At 70.9% G+C, this 19,290-nt stretch carries 20 protein-coding genes; all 20 read right to left on the bottom strand.

Annotated features, from left to right (window positions below; translation table 11 throughout):
- Positions 1-61: 61 nt before the first annotated feature.
- On the bottom strand, positions 62-976 hold the full coding sequence (locus ABD209_RS11150) for a zinc metalloprotease (RefSeq protein ID WP_344066133.1): 915 nt from the start codon (positions 974-976) through the stop codon (positions 62-64).
- A 144-nt stretch (positions 977-1,120) separates the two neighbouring features.
- Entirely contained in the window at positions 1,121-2,323 is a 1,203-nt protein-coding gene (locus ABD209_RS11155; RefSeq protein WP_344066136.1) for a glycoside hydrolase family 3 N-terminal domain-containing protein, read from the bottom strand.
- Positions 2,320-3,363 (bottom strand): tRNA (adenosine(37)-N6)-threonylcarbamoyltransferase complex transferase subunit TsaD, encoded by a 1,044-nt coding sequence (tsaD, locus tag ABD209_RS11160; protein ID WP_344066139.1) that lies wholly within the window; start codon positions 3,361-3,363, stop codon positions 2,320-2,322. Before tsaD ends, ABD209_RS11155 begins: the two co-directional genes overlap by 4 nt.
- Positions 3,360-3,860, bottom strand: a complete 501-nt coding sequence (rimI, locus tag ABD209_RS11165) for a ribosomal protein S18-alanine N-acetyltransferase (protein WP_344066142.1) — start codon at positions 3,858-3,860, stop codon at positions 3,360-3,362. Before rimI ends, tsaD begins: the two co-directional genes overlap by 4 nt.
- Positions 3,857-4,546, bottom strand: coding sequence for a tRNA (adenosine(37)-N6)-threonylcarbamoyltransferase complex dimerization subunit type 1 TsaB (gene tsaB, locus ABD209_RS11170; RefSeq protein WP_344066145.1), 690 nt, complete (start codon positions 4,544-4,546; stop codon positions 3,857-3,859). The genes rimI and tsaB overlap by 4 nt, the downstream gene beginning before the upstream one ends.
- A complete protein-coding gene (gene tsaE, locus ABD209_RS11175) occupies positions 4,543-5,055 on the bottom strand; it encodes a tRNA (adenosine(37)-N6)-threonylcarbamoyltransferase complex ATPase subunit type 1 TsaE (protein ID WP_324387435.1) in 513 nt (170 codons plus the stop codon). Before tsaE ends, tsaB begins: the two co-directional genes overlap by 4 nt.
- Positions 5,052-6,239 carry an alpha/beta fold hydrolase gene (locus tag ABD209_RS11180; RefSeq protein ID WP_344066149.1) on the bottom strand — a complete coding sequence of 396 codons (1,188 nt, stop codon included), beginning with the start codon at positions 6,237-6,239 and terminating at the stop codon, positions 5,052-5,054. The genes tsaE and ABD209_RS11180 overlap by 4 nt, the downstream gene beginning before the upstream one ends.
- The gene (gene alr, locus ABD209_RS11185; RefSeq protein ID WP_344066152.1) at positions 6,236-7,414 is read right to left on the bottom strand and encodes an alanine racemase; all 1,179 of its coding nucleotides are present in this window, start codon (positions 7,412-7,414) and stop codon (positions 6,236-6,238) included. Before alr ends, ABD209_RS11180 begins: the two co-directional genes overlap by 4 nt.
- 358 nt (positions 7,415-7,772) lie before the next feature.
- On the bottom strand, positions 7,773-8,465 hold the full coding sequence (locus tag ABD209_RS11190; protein ID WP_344066155.1) for a hypothetical protein: 693 nt from the start codon (positions 8,463-8,465) through the stop codon (positions 7,773-7,775).
- Between the two features lie 158 nt (positions 8,466-8,623).
- Positions 8,624-9,487: a zinc metalloprotease HtpX gene (htpX, locus tag ABD209_RS11195; protein WP_344066158.1), complete on the bottom strand. Its 864-nt coding sequence runs from the start codon at positions 9,485-9,487 to the stop codon at positions 8,624-8,626.
- Positions 9,463-10,017, bottom strand: coding sequence for an RNA polymerase sigma factor (locus ABD209_RS11200; RefSeq protein ID WP_344066281.1), 555 nt, complete (start codon positions 10,015-10,017; stop codon positions 9,463-9,465). Before ABD209_RS11200 ends, htpX begins: the two co-directional genes overlap by 25 nt.
- Positions 9,948-11,108 carry a hypothetical protein gene (locus ABD209_RS11205; RefSeq protein WP_344066161.1) on the bottom strand — a complete coding sequence of 387 codons (1,161 nt, stop codon included), beginning with the start codon at positions 11,106-11,108 and terminating at the stop codon, positions 9,948-9,950. Before ABD209_RS11205 ends, ABD209_RS11200 begins: the two co-directional genes overlap by 70 nt.
- A gap of 192 nt (positions 11,109-11,300) precedes the next feature.
- Entirely contained in the window at positions 11,301-12,872 is a 1,572-nt protein-coding gene (locus ABD209_RS11210; protein WP_344066165.1) for an NADH-quinone oxidoreductase subunit N, read from the bottom strand.
- Positions 12,869-14,392, bottom strand: a complete 1,524-nt coding sequence (locus tag ABD209_RS11215; RefSeq protein WP_344066168.1) for a complex I subunit 4 family protein — start codon at positions 14,390-14,392, stop codon at positions 12,869-12,871. The genes ABD209_RS11210 and ABD209_RS11215 overlap by 4 nt, the downstream gene beginning before the upstream one ends.
- Positions 14,383-16,227 carry an NADH-quinone oxidoreductase subunit 5 family protein gene (locus tag ABD209_RS11220; protein ID WP_344066171.1) on the bottom strand — a complete coding sequence of 615 codons (1,845 nt, stop codon included), beginning with the start codon at positions 16,225-16,227 and terminating at the stop codon, positions 14,383-14,385. The genes ABD209_RS11215 and ABD209_RS11220 overlap by 10 nt, the downstream gene beginning before the upstream one ends.
- Complete coding sequence (nuoK, locus tag ABD209_RS11225) at positions 16,224-16,643, bottom strand: NADH-quinone oxidoreductase subunit NuoK (protein WP_344066174.1); 420 nt, start codon at positions 16,641-16,643, stop codon at positions 16,224-16,226. Before nuoK ends, ABD209_RS11220 begins: the two co-directional genes overlap by 4 nt.
- Positions 16,640-17,149, bottom strand: coding sequence for an NADH-quinone oxidoreductase subunit J family protein (locus ABD209_RS11230; RefSeq protein WP_344066177.1), 510 nt, complete (start codon positions 17,147-17,149; stop codon positions 16,640-16,642). Before ABD209_RS11230 ends, nuoK begins: the two co-directional genes overlap by 4 nt.
- Positions 17,146-17,685 (bottom strand): 4Fe-4S binding protein, encoded by a 540-nt coding sequence (locus tag ABD209_RS11235; RefSeq protein ID WP_324387983.1) that lies wholly within the window; start codon positions 17,683-17,685, stop codon positions 17,146-17,148. The genes ABD209_RS11230 and ABD209_RS11235 overlap by 4 nt, the downstream gene beginning before the upstream one ends.
- Before the next feature lie 61 nt (positions 17,686-17,746).
- A complete protein-coding gene (gene nuoH / locus ABD209_RS11240; RefSeq protein ID WP_324387984.1) occupies positions 17,747-18,703 on the bottom strand; it encodes an NADH-quinone oxidoreductase subunit NuoH in 957 nt (318 codons plus the stop codon).
- Entirely contained in the window at positions 18,700-19,212 is a 513-nt protein-coding gene (locus ABD209_RS11245) for an NADH-quinone oxidoreductase subunit C (RefSeq protein ID WP_344066181.1), read from the bottom strand. Before ABD209_RS11245 ends, nuoH begins: the two co-directional genes overlap by 4 nt.
- Positions 19,213-19,290 lie beyond the last annotated feature (78 nt).

Consider the following 19,290-nt stretch of genomic DNA (forward strand, 5'->3'; position numbering starts at 1 on the left):
CGCAGGTCGTCCGATCAGACGCGCAGGCGCGTCGCGGTGATCGACCGGCAGACGGGGCCGGTCAGGCGCGGAAGGCGACCCACCGCGACTGCATACGGGCGATCTGGCCGCTGGTGAACTGGGTCATGCACGCGTCATCGGTGTAGTCCATGAAGTTGGTGATCGGGTCCTTCCCCGCCTGCCGGGCGCACGAGTCGCGCCCGGTCGGGCAGCCAAAGGCCGCGGACTTCTCGGCCGGCGTGTCGTCGACATAGTCGCCCTTGCCGGTGCACCCGCCCTGGAAGGTGTGGTAGAGCCCAAACCAGTGCCCGGCCTCATGGGTGGCCGTGTCGCCGAGGTTGTAGGGCGCCGCGGTGCCGCCGGGCAGGGACTGATCGAGCAGGACGACGCCGTCCATCACGTCATAGGTCGACTTGGGGAAGGTTGCCCAGCCGAGCAAGCCGCCGCCGAGGTTGGCGCTGTAGAGGTTGAGGTCGGCCTTGGTGCCCTTGCGCAGCGCCGTCTTCATGTTGCGCTCGGCGGTGGTGCCCGAGGTCAGCCCGTTGTACCAGGTCGCGTTGTTGGTGTAGTCCGTCGCGACCAGCGTGAAGGAGAAGCCGGTGGCGGCATAGGCGGCGTTGAGGACCGAGATCTGGTTGGCGATCATCGACGAGCTGAGATTGCCCGTGGCGCCGTCGGTGATGACGTGCATGTAGACCTTGACGGTGACCGGGGTGAAGGCCGCGCGGCCCCCCTTGGTGGCCAGGGCGGCGGCGAGCCGCGACTCCATGGCGGCGGCCCGGGCGGCCGTGATCTCGTTCGCGTCCTTGCGGTTGCCGCCCTGAGCGGCCCGGCCGATGTTCACGCTGTCCCTATGCGCGACACAGGCGCTGGGCGTGTCGGTGGCCCCCAGCGGGCGAGCCTGCGCGGGTGCGCTCACGGCCAGGGCGGCCAGGGTTGCCATCGCGGTGGCGGCGGCGAGTCGACGTGCACTCATCACTGGTCTCCGTTCGGGAGGTCTGGCGGGCCGTCCGACGTGGCGGCAGCGCGCGGGTCGCGCGGCCTCGGTGTCGCGCGCAGTCAAGAATGGCGCACTTCCGCCCACTTCTCTACCGATCGGTAACGACGGAATGCCGCCGATTCACGAGCAGGTTGTCAGCCCCCGTGCGGTCTTCAACGTGAGCACTCGTGTCACGGCCGCGGCCACCTGATCGGCGAAGACGGGGTCGGCGGCGGCCTGCGCCAGCACCACCTTGGACATGATTGGTATGTCGCTCGGCCGAGCCGTCAGGACGATGTCACCGCCCGCGGCGATGAAGCCGGTGGCGCGATTGCCGATGGGGACGGCCGCCACCGCGGCGGCCGCACCGACGTCATCGGTGATGACCACGCCGGCATACCCCAAGCGATCGCGAAGCAGACCGGTGACGATCGCGGGCGCGAAAAGCGCCTGTCCCTCAGCGATCTTCGGGTAGTTCGCCGAGCTGACCATCACGAAGTCGGCACCCGCCGCTATGCCGGCCGCGAAAGGCGCGAGATCGGGATCGGTGACGGTGGCGACGTTGTCGGTGATGCCCGTGCTCGCGGTGTCGGTGTTGCCGGCGATGCGCCCGATGCCCGGGAAATGCTTGACGGTCGCGGCGACTCCCCCGGCATGCATGCCGTCGATGAAGGCGGTCACCGATTGCGTGACCAACTCGGGGGTGGCGCCGTATTCGCGGTGATAGCGGCCGATCGGGCCATTGGCCGTGCCGATGTCGGCGGGCACGGTGTCCGCGACCGGAGCGAGGTTGACATTGACGCCGGCGGCGCGCAATTCCTCCGCCCAGCCGGTGGCCGAGGTGGTCAGCGCGGCCGAGCCGAGGCCGGACTGCTGTTCGGCGGACGGGATCACGGAGAATCCGGCGCCCTTGAGTTGCTGGACCTGCCCGCCCTCCTGGTCCGCGGCGACGAAGAGTGCCGGGCCGCTGGCATACGAAGCGACCTGGGAGGCAACCGATTTGACGGTTGCGGCACCGGACCAGCCGCCGAGGAAAATCACCCCACCCGCGCCATAGGTCGCGACCGCAGTCTTGACGCCGGGTGCGCCCGACGCGGGTTCCAGACCGACCATGAGCAACTGGCCGACCCGCGCGCGATTGCTCATCCCGGCGGCGAGTTTGGCTATGCACGCCGCCCTGGCGTCGACGGTCGCCGACGGCGGGGTGGAGGTGCTCGGCGTATCCGTGGCGGCTGTCGTCGCCGACGCGCTCGGCGTCGCGCCGGTGCGCGCCTCCTGGGCGGGCGAGGTGCAGGCCGCGAGCGCCACGGCGGCCGCGACGATGACCGTATGCCGTGCCCTCACGCCCGCACCTCGGTCACCGGCATCGAGGAATCCGCCGGGAGGGAGAGTTGGGAAGGTTCGCGCCCGCGCATCACGAACTGCGCGCCGAGTGCGGCCACCATTGCGCCGTTGTCGGTGCACAGCCCGGGACGCGGCACCCGCAACCGGATGCCCGCGGCATCCGCGCGCTCCTGGGCCAGGGCGCGCAGGCGGGAGTTCGCCGCCACGCCGCCGCCGATCTGCATGTCCTGGACGCCGTGCTCGACGCAGGCGCGAATCGCCTTGCGGGTCAGGACATCGACGACGGCTTCCTGGAAGGACGCCGCGACCTCGGCGACGGGGACGGTGCGTCCGGCGCGGCGTTCGGTCTCGACCCAGCGGGCGACCGCGGTCTTGAGGCCGGAGAAGGAGAAGTCGAAGCGGTGCCTTTCGAGATCGCGCCCGGTCGTCAGACCGCGGGGGAAGTCGATGGTGATCTCACCATCGCGGGCGGCCCGATCGATGTGTGGTCCGCCGGGGAAGGGCAGGCCGAGCACGCGGGCGACCTTGTCGAAGGCCTCGCCCGCGGCATCGTCGATTGTCGCCCCGAGCGGTTGCACATCGCCGGTGACGTCGGGGACCAACAACAACGAGGAGTGCCCACCCGACACGAGCATCGCGAGCACCGGCTCCGGCAGCGGCCCGTGCTCGACGATGTCGACGGCAACATGCGCGGCGAGGTGGTTGACGCCATAGATCGGCTTGCCGAGCGCCAGGGCGAGAGCCTTGGCGGAGGCCACCCCGACCATCAGGGCGCCGGCAAGGCCCGGGCCCGCGGTGACGGCGATCGCGTCGAGGTCGTCGAGGCGGACACCCGCGCCCGCACAGGCCCGCTCGATGGTCGGCACCATCGCTTCGAGGTGGGCCCGGCTGGCAACCTCGGGGACGACTCCACCGAATCGGGCGTGCTCATCGACACTGCTCGCGATGGCGTCGACGAGGAGAGTCTCACCCCGGACGATGCCGACGCCGGTCTCGTCGCAGGAGGTCTCGATGCCGAGCACCAGTGGTTCGTCGCTCATCGGTCCTCCTTGTCCGTGGTCACCGAATCACTTTGGGGGAAAAGGAGTTTGCGCATCACCAAGGCATCGACGTCGCCGGGCTGGTAGTAGCGCCGACGGGTCTGGATCGTCTCGAAGCCGGCGCCGCGATAGAGCCCGATGGCGGCGATGTTGTCGGCTCGGACCTCCAGGAGGACAGCGTCGGCGCCCTCGCGGACGGCCCGGCCGATCAACTCCCCCAACAGGATGCGCCCGATGCCCCGGCCACCGACCCTGGGCGAGACGCCGATGGTCATGACGTCCGCGGTGTCACCACCGTGATCGATCCCCGCATAGCCGACCACCGAATCAGCCACGCGCGCAACGACATACTCCCGCCGAGGGCGTGCGGCGAGTTCGGCCCACCAGGTCGCGAGCGACCACCCGTCAGCCGGGAAGAGCAGGCGTTCGAGTGCGTCGACGTCGTCGAGGTCGGTCCAGGACATCGGCCGCACGTCCACAGCGGCCTCGGCGATCACGACGTGCCGCCATCGGCGAGTGCGGACTTCGGAGTGCCCGGCTCGTGCGCGTCGGGGCGGCGCAGATAGAGCGGAGTGGGCGGGATCGGGTCGCCCGCCAGCAGGTGACGGATCGCCACCGCACCCAGGGTCGCCGCCGAGACGTCAAGCGGGAGAGCGGCATTCGGGAGCAGCTCGGGGTAGAGAACTGCGCCTCGCCCGATGGCCGGCAGCGCGCGGACCTCGGCTGGCAGTTCCGCGGGCCGGCCGACGGACGGCTCGCTGCGACGGACGGCGAAGCCGGCGGACACGGCATACCGGGCCCAGTAGACCTCCGTGCGCCGCGCGTCCGTGGCAACGACGACATCGGCGGGCTCGGGGTGGGCATCGGCATACGCCTGGGCGAGCGCATCGAGCGAGCAGACGCCGTGCACGGGGATGCCCAGGGCATAGCCCACGGTCACCGCGGTCACGATGCCCACGCGCAGGCCAGTGAACGGCCCGGGGCCGATGCCGACGGCGATGTGCGTCAGGTCGCGCGCCTCGATCCGACTGCGCTGCAGGACATCGGCGACGGCGGGCGCCAAGGCTTCGGTATGCCGGCGTGCGTCGATCACGGCCACTTCGGCGAGGGTCGTGCTCTGGTCGCACACGGCGGCGGTGATCGCGGACGTCGCGGTGTCGATGGCAAGGAGGCGCACGATCACCCGCCGATCTCATCGCCGGCGCAGTCCGCGACCAGCGCCGTGAGCGCCTGCCGCAGGGCTGGCGACGTCCAGCGGTCCCCGACGCTCCTCAGCCTCAGGGTGCGGACCTCGGTGTCCGGGTCGGCGCTCAGGTGGAGCGCGAGGTGGCTGTCGGCGAGGTCCTCGGCCAGGCCCTCCCCCCACTCCACGACCGTCACGCAATCGGCGATGTCGGCGTCGAGGTCGAGATCGTCGAGTTCCACGGTGGAGCCGAGGCGATAGGCATCGACGTGGACGAGCGCGGGTCCCTCGCCGAGTGCCGGGTGGAGACGCGCGATGACGAAGGTCGGTGAGGTCACCGCGCCCCGGACGTTCAGGCCCGCGCCGATGCCCTGAGTGAGGGTGGTCTTGCCGGCCCCGAGATCGCCGGTGAGGATGATCAGGTCGCCAGCGCGCAGGAGCACCGCGAGGGCCCGGCCGAGGCCGGTGACGTCCTCGGGGCGGGGCAGGGTGACGGTGCCGGTGGTCATCGCGCCGCTGCCCTGGCCCGGGACGCACGGGGGGTCCTGCTGCCGCGAGCCTTGGCCACCGCACGGCGCCGAGCGATATCGGTGACCTTGCGTTTGCGTTGACCCGTGACGGCCGGATGGTCGACCAGCGCCCGATCGATCAGCGCGAGCAGGTTGGCGTTGACGAGTGCCGGGTGCTCGAGCATGACCAGGTGACCGGCATCGGTGATGACGACGTGCTCGCATCCCGGGAGCGCGTCGACGATCGCCTGACTGTGCTCGGGCGGGGTGAGCCGGTCCTCCTCCCCATTGATCACCAGGGTGTCGATGCCGGCGAAGGCGGCCAGGGCGGCCTGCTTGTCGTGGCTCTCCAGCGTCGGCAGGAAGGCGGCAACGACGGTGAGGTCGGTGCCGAGCAGCATGTCCGCGGCATACCGGACAGTCTCCTGCGAGACCGGCGAGCCGAAGGAGAAGCGATCGACAAGCGCCGACTCGAGGTCTCGGCCGAGGATCCGGGCACGCCGCCAAACTCCCTGCCGGGCAGCAATATTCGCGAGCACACCGGGACCGTTGCGAAGGACGGCAGCACCGAGATGCCGGCCGAAACCGGTGGTGATCAGCCCGTCGCCGCCGGCCGTCGTGGCCAGGAAAGCCGCCGCGATCACGCGCTCGTGGATCACCATCGGGTGCTGATCGGCCAGCGCCATCACGGTCATCCCGCCCATCGAATGTCCCACGAGCATGAGCGGGGAGGTCGGGGTGGTGGCGGCGATGACGGCGTGCAGGTCTCGGCCGAGTTGATCGATGGTGTCGTTCGCGATGTCCCCGTGGGCGGACTGTCCGTGCCCGCGCTGGTCGTAACACACCACGCGGTAGCCGGCCTCGACCAGGGCACGGCGTTGGTGGATCCAGCAGCCCAGGGCCAGACAGTAGCCGTGGGCGAAGACCACCGTCGGCCCGGTCTCGCTGCCCACCGGCTCGTCGACCTCGACGTGCAGGCTCAGCCCGTCATCCGTAGTCACGGCGAGGATCGCGTCGGGGATCCAGTCAAAGGGGTGCGCGGCGCCGACCTCGGCGCCGTCGATCCCGTCGAGGCGCTGGCGCTGCAACGTGGCGCGGCGAGCCATCGCCCCGCCCGCGCTGACCGCCCCGGCCGCAACAGCGAGCCCTAGGCCCGCGGCTGTCAGGCCGCGGCTTCGGCTCATCGGCCCTCTCCGACATAGACACGAGGCAGCCGCGAGCTGACACGGGTGACGATCTCGTAGCTGATCGTGCCGGTGGCCGTGGCCCAATCCTGCGCCGTGGGCTCGCCGTCCTCGCCACGGCCGAAGAGCACGACCGGGTCGCCCGGTGCCACGTCGGCGTCGGGACCGAGGTCGAGAACGACCTGGTCCATGCAGACGCGGCCGGCGATCGTCTGCCGCACACCGCGGTGCAGCATCGGTCCGGCATTGGAGGCGTTGCGCGGCAGGCCGTCGGCATAGCCGAGCGGGACCAGCGCGAGCCGGGTCGCCCGGTCGGTGACGTAGGTATGGCCGTAGCTGACGCCCTGGCCGGCGGGCACGTCCTTGACGAGCGCGACATGCGAGATCAGGCGCATCGCCTCCCGCAGCCCGTAGTCGGCGGGCGTGCCGAGGTCGGGGATCGGCGAGAGCCCGTAGACCGCCAGACCGGGGCGGACCATGTCATAGGCGGCCGACGGATTGGTCAGTGTGGCAGCGGAATTCGCCAGGTGACGCACCTGCGGACGGATGCCGGTGCGCTCGAGTTCGGCGACGGCGGCTTCGAAGGTCTGCTGCTGGGAGCGGACGGTCGGGTGGTCGGGAGCATCGGCATACGCGAAGTGGGAGAAGACGCCGACGACCGCCACGGCGCCCTCGGCCGCGGCGCGGGCGGTGGCGGCGACAAGGGCGGTCCAGTCGCTGCCATACGCCCCATTGCGCGCGAGCCCGGTGTCGACCTTGAGGTGGATGCGCGCGGTCTTGCCCTGCCGGGTGGTGGCCCGGAGCAGCTCGTCGAGCGCGGCGACCGAGGAGATGCCGAGGTCGATGTCGGCCAGCACGGCCGAGCCGAGGTCGGCGCCGGGGACATAGAGCCACGTGAGCATCGGGGCGGTGGCGCCCGCGGCGCGGACGGCGACAGCCTCGGAGAGCTGCGCAACGCCGAGCCAGTCCGCCCCGCCGGCGAGGGCGGCCCGCGCGGACGGGACGGCACCGTGCCCGTAGCCGTCGGCCTTGACCACGGCCATCAGGGCCGCGTCGCCGGCACGCTCCTTCAAGGAGGCGACATTGGCCCGGATGGCACCGAGGTCGATCTCGGCGTAGCCGGACGCACCCGGCAGCGGGTCGGGTGCGGATTCGGGGTCTGAGGAGAGAGCCATAAGGCGACCCAGTCTAGTTTCCCGGGGCACTCCCAAGGACGAGTCCGGGCGCGGTGCGGGGCAGAATGGCCGGTGGACGCGACCACTCGGGAGTTCGTCAAGGGCCTGCTGGGGGCGGCGGTGGCCAATGCGCGGTCGTCGACGGGCGGTGATATCTCCGACACCGTGCTGGCGACGCTCGCCGACGGCCGCCCTGTGGTGGTCAAAAGCGTGCCCGGAGCGGGGTCAGCCGCTCGCGCCGGGGTGGCGCGAGCGCCTGCCGATTCACCAACTCTTCCCGCTGCTCGTGCACACCGTGATGTTCGGCGGCTCCTATGGCCGGCCGGCCGCGGCGGGGGTCGCTGGGCTCGCGTGAGCGTCAGTCGTGGCGGACGAGGTCCGTGGCGCGCAGGTTGCGCTCGACGGCCAGGGTCATCCGGACGGCCATGGCACGGGCGGTCGCGGCCTTGGTGGAGCGACCGGTGACGGCGACGATCATGTCGCCGACGCGGACGGCGCCGGTCACGGCGTACTTCGTGCCGACCTTGCCGGAGGTGGAGAGCCAGTAGCGCTGCGGGTTCTTGCCCGTCCAGGTCAGCCGGGTCTGCGGGTTATACCAGTTGCACTTGAGCTTGTCGGCAACGAAGCGGTTGAAGGCCTGTTTGCCATCGGACCAGCCCGAGATGTTGATGTCGGCGTCGTTCTTGTAGAGCGACTCGGCGTCGGTGGTGTAGTCCTCGACGAACATCCAGGTGCGGCCCGCGATGGTCTCCATGCCGGTCCGACCGGGCTCCTGGCACCAATGCTCGCCGGTGGGCGCGATCCACGGGTAGTTGCCGAAGTCGGCGAAGAGCGTGACATTCCCGGCCAGCTGCTTGCCCTTCGGCGCGATATCCGGGATGTCCCAGGCAGGTTCGGGCCAATCCGAGGCAGACGCCGATGTCGGCGCGGAGGTCGACGTACGACCGGCGGTCGTCGGGGCGGCGATACCTGGACTGGCGGCGAGCCCGGTCACCGCGCCGGCGGCCAGAGCGGCGATGACAACACGACGGGCAAATGGGTTGTGCGACATGACGTTCCCCTTGCGTTGGTGGGCGGGTTGCGACGGTGCAGCCCTCATCACTCCAGACGCATCGACCCCGGCAGTGGTTGTGCCGGGATCGAAATCTTCTTGATGCGATCTGCGTGTGACCCACCGCCGAAGGGCTGCGGCCCCGGTCGTCGCGAGGCTCAGTGTCGTTGGGTGCCGGAGGCCATCGCCTCGAGCCGGGCGATGCGCTCGGCCATCGGGGGGTGCGTGGCGAAGAAGCGGGAGACGTCCTGCGCCCGGAAGGGGTTCGCGATCATCATGTGCGAGTTGTTGACCAACTGCGGGGTCGGCGCCAGCGGGGCGCGGCGCGTGCCGGTCTCGAGCTTTTGCAGGGCGGACGCGAGCGCGAGGGGGTCACCGGTCAGCTTCGCGCCGTCCTCGTCCGCGTCATACTCGCGGGTGCGGCTGATCGCCATCTGGATCACCATCGCGGCGAAGGGCGCGAGCAGCGACATCCCGATCAGCGCGAGCGGGTTGGGGCGGTCCTCGTCATTGCCGCCGCCGAAAAAGAGCGCCATCTGCGCGACCGAGGTGATCACGCCGGCGAGGGCGCCCGCGATCGAACCGGTGAGGATGTCGCGGTTGTAGACGTGCATCAACTCGTGGCCGAGGACACCACGCAACTCGCGCTCGTCGAGCAAGCCGAGGATGCCTTCGGTGCAGCAGACGGCGGCGTGGTTGGGGTTGCGCCCGGTGGCGAAGGCGTTGGGCGCCTGGGTGGGGCTGACATACAGCGCGGGCATGGGTTTGCCTGCGGCCGTGGAGAGTTCGCGCACGATGCGATACATCGCGGGCGCCTGGGCCTCGCTCACCGGGTAGGCGCGCATGGCGCGGATGGCGAGCTTGTCGGAGTTCCAGTAGGAGTAGAAGGTGGTCGCCAGGCCGATGAGGGCGAAGATGTAGATGTACCTGCCGTCGCCGATGATCGAGCCCAAGCCGAGAAGCAGGACCCAGATGAGGCCGAAGAGCCCGGCGGTCTTCAGCCCGTTGAAGTGGTTGTGCATGCCCCGTCCAACGCCGTTTCGGTCACTTTTCGTTCCCGAAACGTACCGCCTTCCGCACAGGAGCGGAGCGTGACGAGGCCGCGGTGGACGATTGCCCGCACGGCGGCCGGATTGCACCCGAGGGCCTCGGCGATCGCCGAGTCCAGCTGATCGGCGACATAGCGCAGCACGAGCACGATGCGCTGGCGTTCGGGCAACTGCGCAAGGGCCCGCACGAGCAGGTCGCGATTGACGACCTGCTCGTGCCCGGGCCCGCCGACAGTGATCCGGTCGCTGGTGACCAGGTCGTGCGAGACGACATCCCGCGAGCCGCGCTTGCGCTTGCCCGACAGGAAGTGGTTGACCATGATCCGGCGGACATAAGCATCGACATTGTCGGCCCGCTGGACACTCGGCCATTTGGCGATCAGGCGCTCCATCGTGTCCTGGACGAGGTCCTCGGCATCGGCTCGTTGCCCGGTCAGCGCGGTGGCAATGCCATCAGCCGCGGGAGCGTCCCGTCGATATACGCCGTGGCCTCGGGCAGCCAGGCGGGTTGGCGACGCCCGATCACTTCGGCATCTCGTTGGACCCCGGCCAACGGAGTGCGCTCCTCAACCGGGGCGTTGGTGGGATTGTTGCAACCGAGCGGGCCGAGGGCAGGCGGGGTGCCGGCGCCGGTCAGGGGTACGCCGGCATATGTCGCTCCCCAGGGCAACTGCGCCTGTGCCGTAAAGACGTCGCCGAAGCTGTCGCTCCCTTCCCGTGCCGACTGCGCTGCCGCTGGCTGGGCACCGATCGCGGACGCCGCGTTGGGGGCCTGGTCGCTCGCGCCGAGCACGGCGCCAGTCGCCGGCGGAAAGGCCAAGCCGGCCAGGCGCTGCGCGGCAGCCTCCGCCAGACCGGTCGCGATGGTCCGCGCCTGCGCGGCGGTGGAATCGACGGCGCTGCCGGTGACGATGACATCGCCGACCCGCACGGCAGCCAACGCAAGGTGCCGTATGTCGGTGGGATCGCTCAGCCTCGGCTGACTCCGCTCCTTGATCCAACCCGGCCCCGCCGAGGTCGTCCAGGCCTGCGCCGGGTCATCCCACCGGGCGCACCACAACCGGTTCGCCGCATAATCGTCGAAGGCCGCCGCGCCAGTGCCCGTCGTGAATCCCGCAGCGGCCAGCGTGGCACCGCCGGAGGCACCATGACGGAAATCCCCCGTGCGTCCGGCGACCGGGAGCCGTCGCTCCACGCCATCGGTGTCGCCCAGGAAGCACCCCCCGGTCATACCGTCGAGGTTCGCGTCCGAGCGGTCACCCTGCACATAGGTCTTTGCGCCGGCATTGACTCCGGCCGGCAGGTCGATCGTGGACGGGTCGGGGAGGTCATAGGCGAAAACACCCGTGGCGTTGATCGATCTCGACAAGTCCTTCGCTGCGCGCGTCGTCGTGGCCGTCGAGCTGGGAGCCGTCGCACCCTGGTTCGAGGCGGGCGCGGCCGTCGATGGCGCCTGGCGTGCGATCAGGTTGCCTGGCCCGACAACGAAAGCGACCCCCGCCACCGTCAGCACCGCGGCACCCGCAGCTCCAGCCCGGGCGGCGGTGGCCCGCCGACGCCGAGGCACTCCGCCGGAGATGGCCGCGTCCCGCACACGCGTCAGGCCCGACTCCTCCAACGCCGTCGGGGTGAAGGCGGAACGCAGGTCCTATGTGGTTTCCGAGTCCGTGGTCATGCCCGGCATCCTTTCTGCTTCGCGAACGCCCCTCGCGTCCAATCACCCCCTAGACGCGCCGACTCGGCTTCTTGTGACGGCCTACCCCACCCCATTGGGTGAGGCGGACGGTCAGCGCATCGCGAGGGTAAAGAGCAGGCCGGGGGCGACGCTGAGGACCGCCAGCAGAGATGTGCTCAGGGCGAGCGCGACCAGCAGGCCTGGGTCGAGGCGCACCCCGTCACGCTCGGCGCTCGACGTCTCACCGGAGAACCTGGGCTCGGTGTCCACCGCCGAAGCAGCGCGAGCAGAAGAGGCACCGACGCTCCCGGCCGGGCGCAGGGCGATCAGCAGCCAGCGCAGGTAGACGGCGATACCCAGCACCACATTCGCAATCGCGGCGGCGACAAGCCACCAGTGCTGCCCCCCGACCACCGGGCGTAGTGCCACGACCTTGGCCAGCACGCCGATGAAGCCCGGCGGCAGGCCGGCCAAGCACACCAGTGCGAGGCCCAGCACTCCTGCCAGCCACGGCCGGGAGCGGGCCAGGCCTGCGTAATCGGCCAGTCGCCGCCCCCCCGCACCCTCATTCGCCGGTGACAAGACCGCCACAACGGCGAAGAGGGCCAGGGTGGCCACGGCATACATCCCGAGGTAGCCGACCGCCGCACCGACGCCCTCGGCGCTCAGCGTTGCCACAGGCAGCACCAGCCAGCCGCCCTGCGCGATCGTCGACCAGGCCAGCAGACGCACCGGATCGTCGCAGCGCAGCGCCACGAGATTCCCCAGCGTCATCGACGCCACCGCAATGATCCCGAGCACCACGAGGATCGATCCTGAGCGCGTCGCATCCTCTCGAGCCAGGACGATCGCCGGCTGGAGCAGCACGACCAGACCCGACAGGGCGGCCACCTTGGAGGTGGTCGCTAGGAGCGCGGCGATCGGCTCATCGCACGTCACGAAGGCCCCCGGCGTCCACGCGTGGAAAGGCACCGCGGACAGCTTGAAACCCAACCCCGCGATCAGGAACAAGGTCGCTAACAGCTGCGCCCGATGCGTCGGCGTGTCCTGCCACGCCCACTCGACGCTCGTCGCCGAGAAGGTCGGATCGCCGGTGGCCAGAATCCACAGGCCCAGCCCGACCGCCAGCAGCGCAAAGGAGGTCAGCGACACCATCAGCAGCGACAGCGCGCCGCCGTCGGCGCCGGGCGCGCGGGACAAGGCAATGAGGGCGATGGCCGGGAGGGTCGCCAACTCGATCGCGATCAGCCACGTCGGCAGGTCCCGGGTGACAGGCACCAACGCCGCCCCGGCCGTGGCGGTCAGCACAAGCGCCACCGTCACCGCCGGCCCGCCGCGCTGACCCCGATCGACATGCACCGTCCCGGGCCCGAGCATCAACAACACCAGCAGGGAGGACGTCAGCGCGACAAGCTGCAGGGTCACCCCCCACGACGTAGCCTCGTAGAAGCAGCGCGCCGACGGCCCCGGCAGGCACAGGGTCCGCGTCGGCTCGGCGCCGCGGGACACGGCATACGGCAAGGCGCCGATGGCGCACCCGAGCGCCACCAACCCCACGGGCAGATGCACTCCCCGCGCCCGCGGCGCGAGCGCATCGAGCACCAACACCAGCAGCGCACCGCAGGCCGGCGCGAGCACCGGAGCCAGCACCCACCAGTCAAGCGTCACCAGGGTCGCGGTCATGGGGTCACCGCTCGGATCGCCAGGGCCGGAACGACGAGCGCCGGCCAGAGGCCCAGCACGATGGTGGCCGCCACGAGCGCGAGGCACACGCTGCGCTCCGCCCACGTCCAGTCGCCGGCCCGGTCCCGGGGCTCCTCATCGCCGGCCCACACGATCCGCGCGACGCGGAGGGCGTATGCCGCAGCGAGCGCCGCGCCCGTTGCCGCGGCGATCGCGCACACCCGCAACAGCGTCACCGGCGCGGTCGCCGGCACCCAGGCGAACCAACCCCCAGCCAGATCGCCCGGCGCGACGACGTTCGCCGGCAGGCCGGTCGCCCCGCGCCAGGACGCCACGATGGTGAGGAACTCGCCCCAGAAGGTCGCCAGGCCGGGCAGGCCCAAGCTCGCCGCCAGTCCGACGATGAGGGCGAACCCGAGTCCCGGCCAGACCTCCCGGACGGCCGGGCGCACGACCGCCAAGTCGGTGCTGCCCCACCGCTGCTTCAATCCACCGACGACGAAGAACAAGAGGGCCGCGACCACGCCGTGCGCCACATTCGTCAGCAACGCGGCCTGAACCCCCAGCGCGGTGTTGGTCCCCAAGGCCAGGGCGACAAAGCCCATGTGGGCGATCGACGAATAGGCGATCAGCCGTTTCAGGTCGCGCTCGACGAGGCAGACCAGGCCGCCCCAGATGGTGCCGGCCGCACCGACCACCGCGAGCGCCGGCGCCACCCGGGTAAAGCCATCGGGCGAGAGCGCGACCGGGAGGCGGATCAGGCCATAGGTGCCCATTTTCAGCAGCACAGCCGCGAGCAGGACCGACCCACCGGTCGGCGCGATGGTGTGGGCCGGCGGCAACCAGGTGTGCACGGGCAGCAGCGGCACCTTGACGCCGAGCCCGAGCACCAGCAGGATCGCCGCCGACAACTGCGCCGGAGGGGAGACGCCCACGGCGATGACCCCCGCCATGCTCGATGTGCCGGCCGCGAAGGTCAGCGTCAGGATCCCGGCGAGCATCGCGCTCGACCCCAGCGCCGTGTAGAGCAGGAACCGGCCGGCCGCGTCGGACCGAGCCGCCGGGCTGTGATCGTCACCGAATCGCCCGATGAGCAGCCACATCGGGATCAGCACGATCTCGAAGGCTACGAAGAAGACGATCAGGTCACGCGCCCAGAAGGTCGCGAGCGCGCCGAGTTCGACCAGCAGGACCAGGCCGTAATAGAGCGCCGGCGGTCCACCAGTCGGCAGATGACGGCGACCGTGAACGACCACCAGCACGGTGATCCCAGCCGCCAGCACCAGCAGCGGCGCGCTGATCGAGTCGGACCCGAGCGCCAGGTGCACGCCCAGTGCCTCGATCCACGGGCGGTCCACGCTGGCCGAGGTCGCGACCGCTGCACAAGTGGCCCCCAGGCTGCCGAGCGCCGCCACGAGCGCAACCCCGAAAGCCACGCCCGCCCCCACCCGGCGGCCCGCGACCACTAACCCACTCCCGGCCAGCGCCGGCAACAGCAAAGCGATGAGAATCAGGCCCATAACGCCACCCCGGCGACTGCTAGCAGCCCAAGCAACACCCACACCAGATTGGTCGCGACGCGCTCGCGGCGATGCGCGCGCCCGGCTAGCGCAGCGAGCACGGGCGTCCCCGAGCCGGCCCCCCGGACATACAGGTCGACGATCTCCCGGTCGACGAAGGCGACCGCTCGCGCCAGCGCGAGCACTGGCTTCGCCACCAGCGTGACGTATGCCGTGTCCGCTCCGAATCCCTTGTCCGCCATGGCCATCAGTCGCGTGGGCGGCTTGGCATCGTCGGGCCGCAGATACCAGCCGACGAGGACGCCAACGAGGATCAACCCGATCGAGAGCACCAGTAGCCACAAGTGCAGGGTCGCTCCCGGCAGGACACCGGTGACGAAGAGCAGGCTCGCCCCGATGGTTGCCGCGGCGAGCACGCCGAGGACCAGCTGCGCGAGCGCCGATGCCTCCCGCGGCGCCGCGGGGTGCGCATCGAGTCGCCGGGGAGCCGCCACGACCTCGTAGGCCCGCGTGGCATAGGCCGCGGTCATCGCCACCGTCGCGAGCAGAGCCGCGGACACGAGCGCCTGGCGCGCGCCCGGCCGCGAGCCGCCCTCGACCCACGCAGCGACGGCGATGACGTGCTCTTTGGAGAAGCCGCCCACGGTCAGGGGGACGCCGGCCAGCGAGAGCAGGCCCATTCCCCACGCCGCCTGCGCGAGTGGGCGCAGCGCACCGGTGCCCGTCAACGCGCGCGCCGCGGTCGAGCCCCCGAGCACGGCCAGCCAGCCGACGGTCAGGAAGAGCAGAGCCTTGAAGATCGCGTGGCTGACCAAGTGCCCGGTCGCCGCGCCGGTGGCGTCCTGCCCGTCGGGGCCCGCCGCGAGCGGGGCGAGCATGACCGCGATCTGGCTCACGGTCGACCAGGCGAGCAGCCGCTTGAGGTCACTCTGGAAGAAGGCGGTGAAGGCGGCATACGTCATGGTGGCGGCGACGACAACGGCGAGCAGCCACTGCGCCGCGGGTGCACGAATGAGGAGCGGCACGAGCTGGCTGAGCACCCACGTCCCGGCGGCGACCATGGTCGCTGCGTGGATGAGCGCGGACGCGGGCGTTGGGCCCTCCATCGCGTCGATGAGCCAGTCCTGGAAGGGCAACTGGGCGGCCTTGCCCATCACCCCGATGACGAGCGCGCACATCGCGAAGGTCAGCAGCCACCCGGCGTTCGCTCGGTCGATGACCGCGCCGATCTCACTGGTCCCAGTCGATGCGATGAGGGCGGCGATCCCGGTGACGAAGGCGATATCGGCGAAGCGGGTGACCAGGAATGCCTTGTAGGCCGCCCGCCGCGCGCTCGCCTTGCGGCTCCAGTGCCCGATCAGCAGATAGGAGCACCACCCCATGACCTCCCACCCGATCAGGGTCAGGATCAGGTCGCGCGAGATGACCAGCAGCAGCATCGCGCCCGCGAACAGCCCGACGGTCGCAGCGAAGACGGGGTAGCGATCGTCGTCCTCGAGATACCAGGCAGCGAAGACCTGCACCGCGAGCACCACCGCGAGGACGGTCAGCGCCACGACGGCCGCGATCCCCCGGCCGATGACCAGCGCCGGCAGATTCAGGGCGCCGGACGGGCCCACGTGCCCGAGCGTGCCGCCGCTCTTGACGAAGACGGGGAGCGCGTATGCCCCGCCCGCTCCCGACAGCGCGACCAGCCCGAGCACCAGCGCGCCGACCGACGCCGCGCAGGCGGTCACGGCCGCGAGGCCGCGACCCACCCAGCCGGCCGCGAGCGTCAGCGGGGCACCGGCGACCAAGGTCGCGAGCGCCAGGGCGTAGAGCTGCGCGCTGGTCATGGCGCCGGCCTTGTCGGCGCGCCGGCAGAAGCGGCGTCCAATGACGGACCGGCCGGCACGGCACCAGGCGACGCGCCCGGCGCGGCCCGCGTTGCCTCGGTCGCCGGCTGGCCCTCGCTGCCGAGGGCATCGGTGACGTCGATCCGTCCGCGGGCGCGGAAGACGGCGAGGATGACCGCCAACGCAACGACCACCTCGGCCGCCGCGATGGTGATGACGAAGAGCGTCAACACATTGCCGGCCGCCCAGGTGTCGCGGCCGGATGCCCCGGCGGTGATGAGCAGCAGCCCGGCGCCGCCGAGCATCAACTCGATCCCGATCAGGACGAGCACGGCGTTGCGTCGGGCGAGCACGCCGTAGCTGCCGATGCCGATGAGGGCGGCGGCAACGGCATACGGCAGGGCGAGGTGGATCATCGGCGCGCCCTCCGGCCGACGGCGGCGACGGCGAACGCGGCGATCAGCGCGACCAGCAACAGCAGCGAGAGGGCCTCGAAGGGCCAGACCCAGGTCGCGAAGAGCTGCCCGGAGATCGCGGCGGTGTCGACGGGCGTGCGCTCGACGGCGTCATCCCCGGCGAGCGGGACGAGGACGGCGAGCAGCAAAGCGGTGACGCCGCCGGCGATCACGGCCGCGAGCACCCGGTGCAGCATCGAGGTCGCGTGGTCGGGGCTCGGGCCGATCGGGGCGCGGGTGAGCATGAGCGCGAAGATCACCAGCACGACGACCGCGCCGACATAGACGAGGATCTGCACGAGCGCGACGAGTTCGGCACCGAGGACGAGGTAGCAGCCTGCGAGGCCGCCGAGGGCCAGCACCAGCCACAGGGCCGCGTGGACAAGGTGCCGGGTGGTCACCGCCAGCAGGCCGGCGGCGATCGTCACCGCCCCGACCGCCGTGAAGGCGATGTCGAGACTGGTCACGCGCCACTCCTTGCGCGCACCGGACGCACCGGTCCGCGTTGGCTCGCGACCTCGGCGGGTTCGGCGGCCGCTGGGTCGAGCGCCGGGGGCGGCGGGACGGTCTCGACCCACGCGCCGAGCCGCTCTTTCTCGTGCAATAGGTCGCGGATGTCGAGCTCGGAGTATTCGAACTGCGGGCTCCAGAAGAGCGCATCGAAGGGGCAGACCTCCACGCAGATCCCGCAGTACATGCACAGCGAATAGTCGATGGCGAAGCGGTCGAGGACATTGCGCTGGCGCTCCCGCCCCCCGGGCGTGGCCGCCGGCACGGTCTCCTTGTGCGCGTCGATATAGATGCACCAGTCGGGGCATTCCCGTGCGCAGAGCATGCACGAGGTGCAGTTCTCGGCGAGCAGCGCGATCACCCCCCGGCTGCGCGGCGGCAACTCCGGCCGCACGTCGGGGTATTCGGCCGTGTGCGTATGCCGTGTCAGGGTGCGCGCGGTCGTCGCCAACCCCTTCACCAGCCCGGGCACGACGCCCTTCCGCTCGCTCACGGGCTCCAACCTAGCCCGGTCGGGACCGTCGAGCCGGAGCAGACCCGCCCGTGGCGCGCGGCTATTGGAGGTAGACCACGCCGACGGCGGTCAGGGCCAGTTGCAGGAGGGCCAGCGGGATCAGGCCGAGCCAGGCGAAGCGCTGCAATTGGTCCTCGCGCAGGCGCGGCCAGGAGACGCGCAACCAGATCATCACGATCGCGATGGCGAAGCCCTTGAGCAGGGTCCACAGCCAGCCGAGGGTGTCATCCAGCGGACCGCGCCACCCCCCCAGATAGAAGGTGGCGAAGAGCAGCGACATCACCACGATGCCCGCATATTCGCTGAGCAGGAAGAGCGCGAAGCGCAGGCCGGTGTATTCGGTGTAGGGGCCGAAGACGATCTCGCTGTCCGCGATGGGCATGTCGAAGGGGGGACGTTGCAACTCCGCGACCGCCGCTGCGAGGAAGACGAGTGCGCCCGGGAGTTGCCACAACAGCCAGATCGGCGTCCACGCCTCGACGATCCCGCCGAGCGACAAGGTGCCCGCCGCGAGCGCCACCGATGCCACGGCCAGGACCATCGGGAGTTCATAGGAGAGCAGCTGGGCGGCGGAGCGCATCGCCCCGATCAACGCGTACTTGTTGGCGCTCGCCCAGCCGGCCATCAACGTCCCGAGCACGCCGATCGACGTCGCAGCCATCACGTAGATCACGCCCGCGGGCACCTCGGCGATCGCGAAGCCGGGGTGGATCGGGATCGCCGCGAGGGCCAGCAGGTAGGGGACGAGGGCGACGCCGGGGGCGAGCTTGAAGACCCGTTTGTCGGCGGCCGCTGGAACGATGTCTTCTTTCTGGACGAACTTCACGCCGTCCGCGACTAACTGCGCCCACCCGTGATAGGCGCCCGCATACATCGGCCCGAGCCGGCCCTGCATGTGCGCCATCACCTTGTGCTCGGTCTGGCCGACGAGCAGCGGCAGCAGCAAGAGCGCGGCCAGGGCGGCGGCCGCGCGGAGCACGATCTCCAGCACGCTCACCGCGGGCCCCACTCCGGATCGGGCACGCCGGGCGGCTGCATCTTGCGTCGGCCGGGCCCGCCGCCATGCGGCTGCCCGGGCTCCTTGGCGCCCGGCCAGTCCTTGCTGACCCGCGCGGCGAGCACGAAATCCTTGCGCAGCGGCGTGCCCTCGAAGCCGTCCGGCAACAGCAGGGGACGCAGCCCCAGTCCGCTGCCGTCGTCGAAGCCGGTGACGTCGATGCCGAACATCTCGTGCGTTTCACGCTCATGCCACGCGCAGCCGGCGAAGACAGCGGTCAGGCTCGGCAACGGCCTACCTGCGGGGAGGCGCGTGGTCAGCAACAGCCCACGCAGGGCGCCCGGACGCCGAATGTCGAAGAGATGGCAGACGATGTCGAAGCCCGCCGGCTCCGCGTCAGTCTGATCGACCGCGGTCAGCCAGTCGAAGTAGGCATACCCCTCGGCCCGCGCCGCCGTCGCAGCGGCCACCCACTCCTCGGGGTCCACCACGCGCCGTTCGTCCGCCACGCCGGTCAGCCTAGCGAGGGGCTCCGCCTCACGACGGGACCCCGCGAAGCACCGCAGCGCGTCTGGGTCGTGCGCGCT

Source organism: Nostocoides vanveenii, from assembly GCF_039531165.1.
GTDB lineage: Bacteria > Actinomycetota > Actinomycetes > Actinomycetales > Dermatophilaceae > Nostocoides_A > Nostocoides_A vanveenii.

Coding starts and splice junctions, on each gene's coding strand:
- ABD209_RS11190 (WP_344066155.1), bottom strand. CDS start 8,465: ATGTCGCACAACCCATTTGCCCGTCGTGTTGTCATCGCCGCTCTGGCC.
- nuoK (WP_344066174.1), bottom strand. CDS start 16,643: ATGATCCACCTCGCCCTGCCGTATGCCGTTGCCGCCGCCCTCATCGGC.
- ABD209_RS11150 (WP_344066133.1), bottom strand. CDS start 976: ATGAGTGCACGTCGACTCGCCGCCGCCACCGCGATGGCAACCCTGGCC.
- tsaE (WP_324387435.1), bottom strand. CDS start 5,055: ATGACCACCGGCACCGTCACCCTGCCCCGCCCCGAGGACGTCACCGGC.
- ABD209_RS11210 (WP_344066165.1), bottom strand. CDS start 12,872: ATGACCGCGACCCTGGTGACGCTTGACTGGTGGGTGCTGGCTCCGGTG.
- alr (WP_344066152.1), bottom strand. CDS start 7,414: ATGGCTCTCTCCTCAGACCCCGAATCCGCACCCGACCCGCTGCCGGGT.
- tsaD (WP_344066139.1), bottom strand. CDS start 3,363: ATGAGCGACGAACCACTGGTGCTCGGCATCGAGACCTCCTGCGACGAG.
- ABD209_RS11180 (WP_344066149.1), bottom strand. CDS start 6,239: ATGAGCCGAAGCCGCGGCCTGACAGCCGCGGGCCTAGGGCTCGCTGTT.
- ABD209_RS11220 (WP_344066171.1), bottom strand. CDS start 16,227: ATGACCAGCGCGCAGCTCTACGCCCTGGCGCTCGCGACCTTGGTCGCC.
- ABD209_RS11215 (WP_344066168.1), bottom strand. CDS start 14,392: ATGGGCCTGATTCTCATCGCTTTGCTGTTGCCGGCGCTGGCCGGGAGT.
- htpX (WP_344066158.1), bottom strand. CDS start 9,487: ATGCACAACCACTTCAACGGGCTGAAGACCGCCGGGCTCTTCGGCCTC.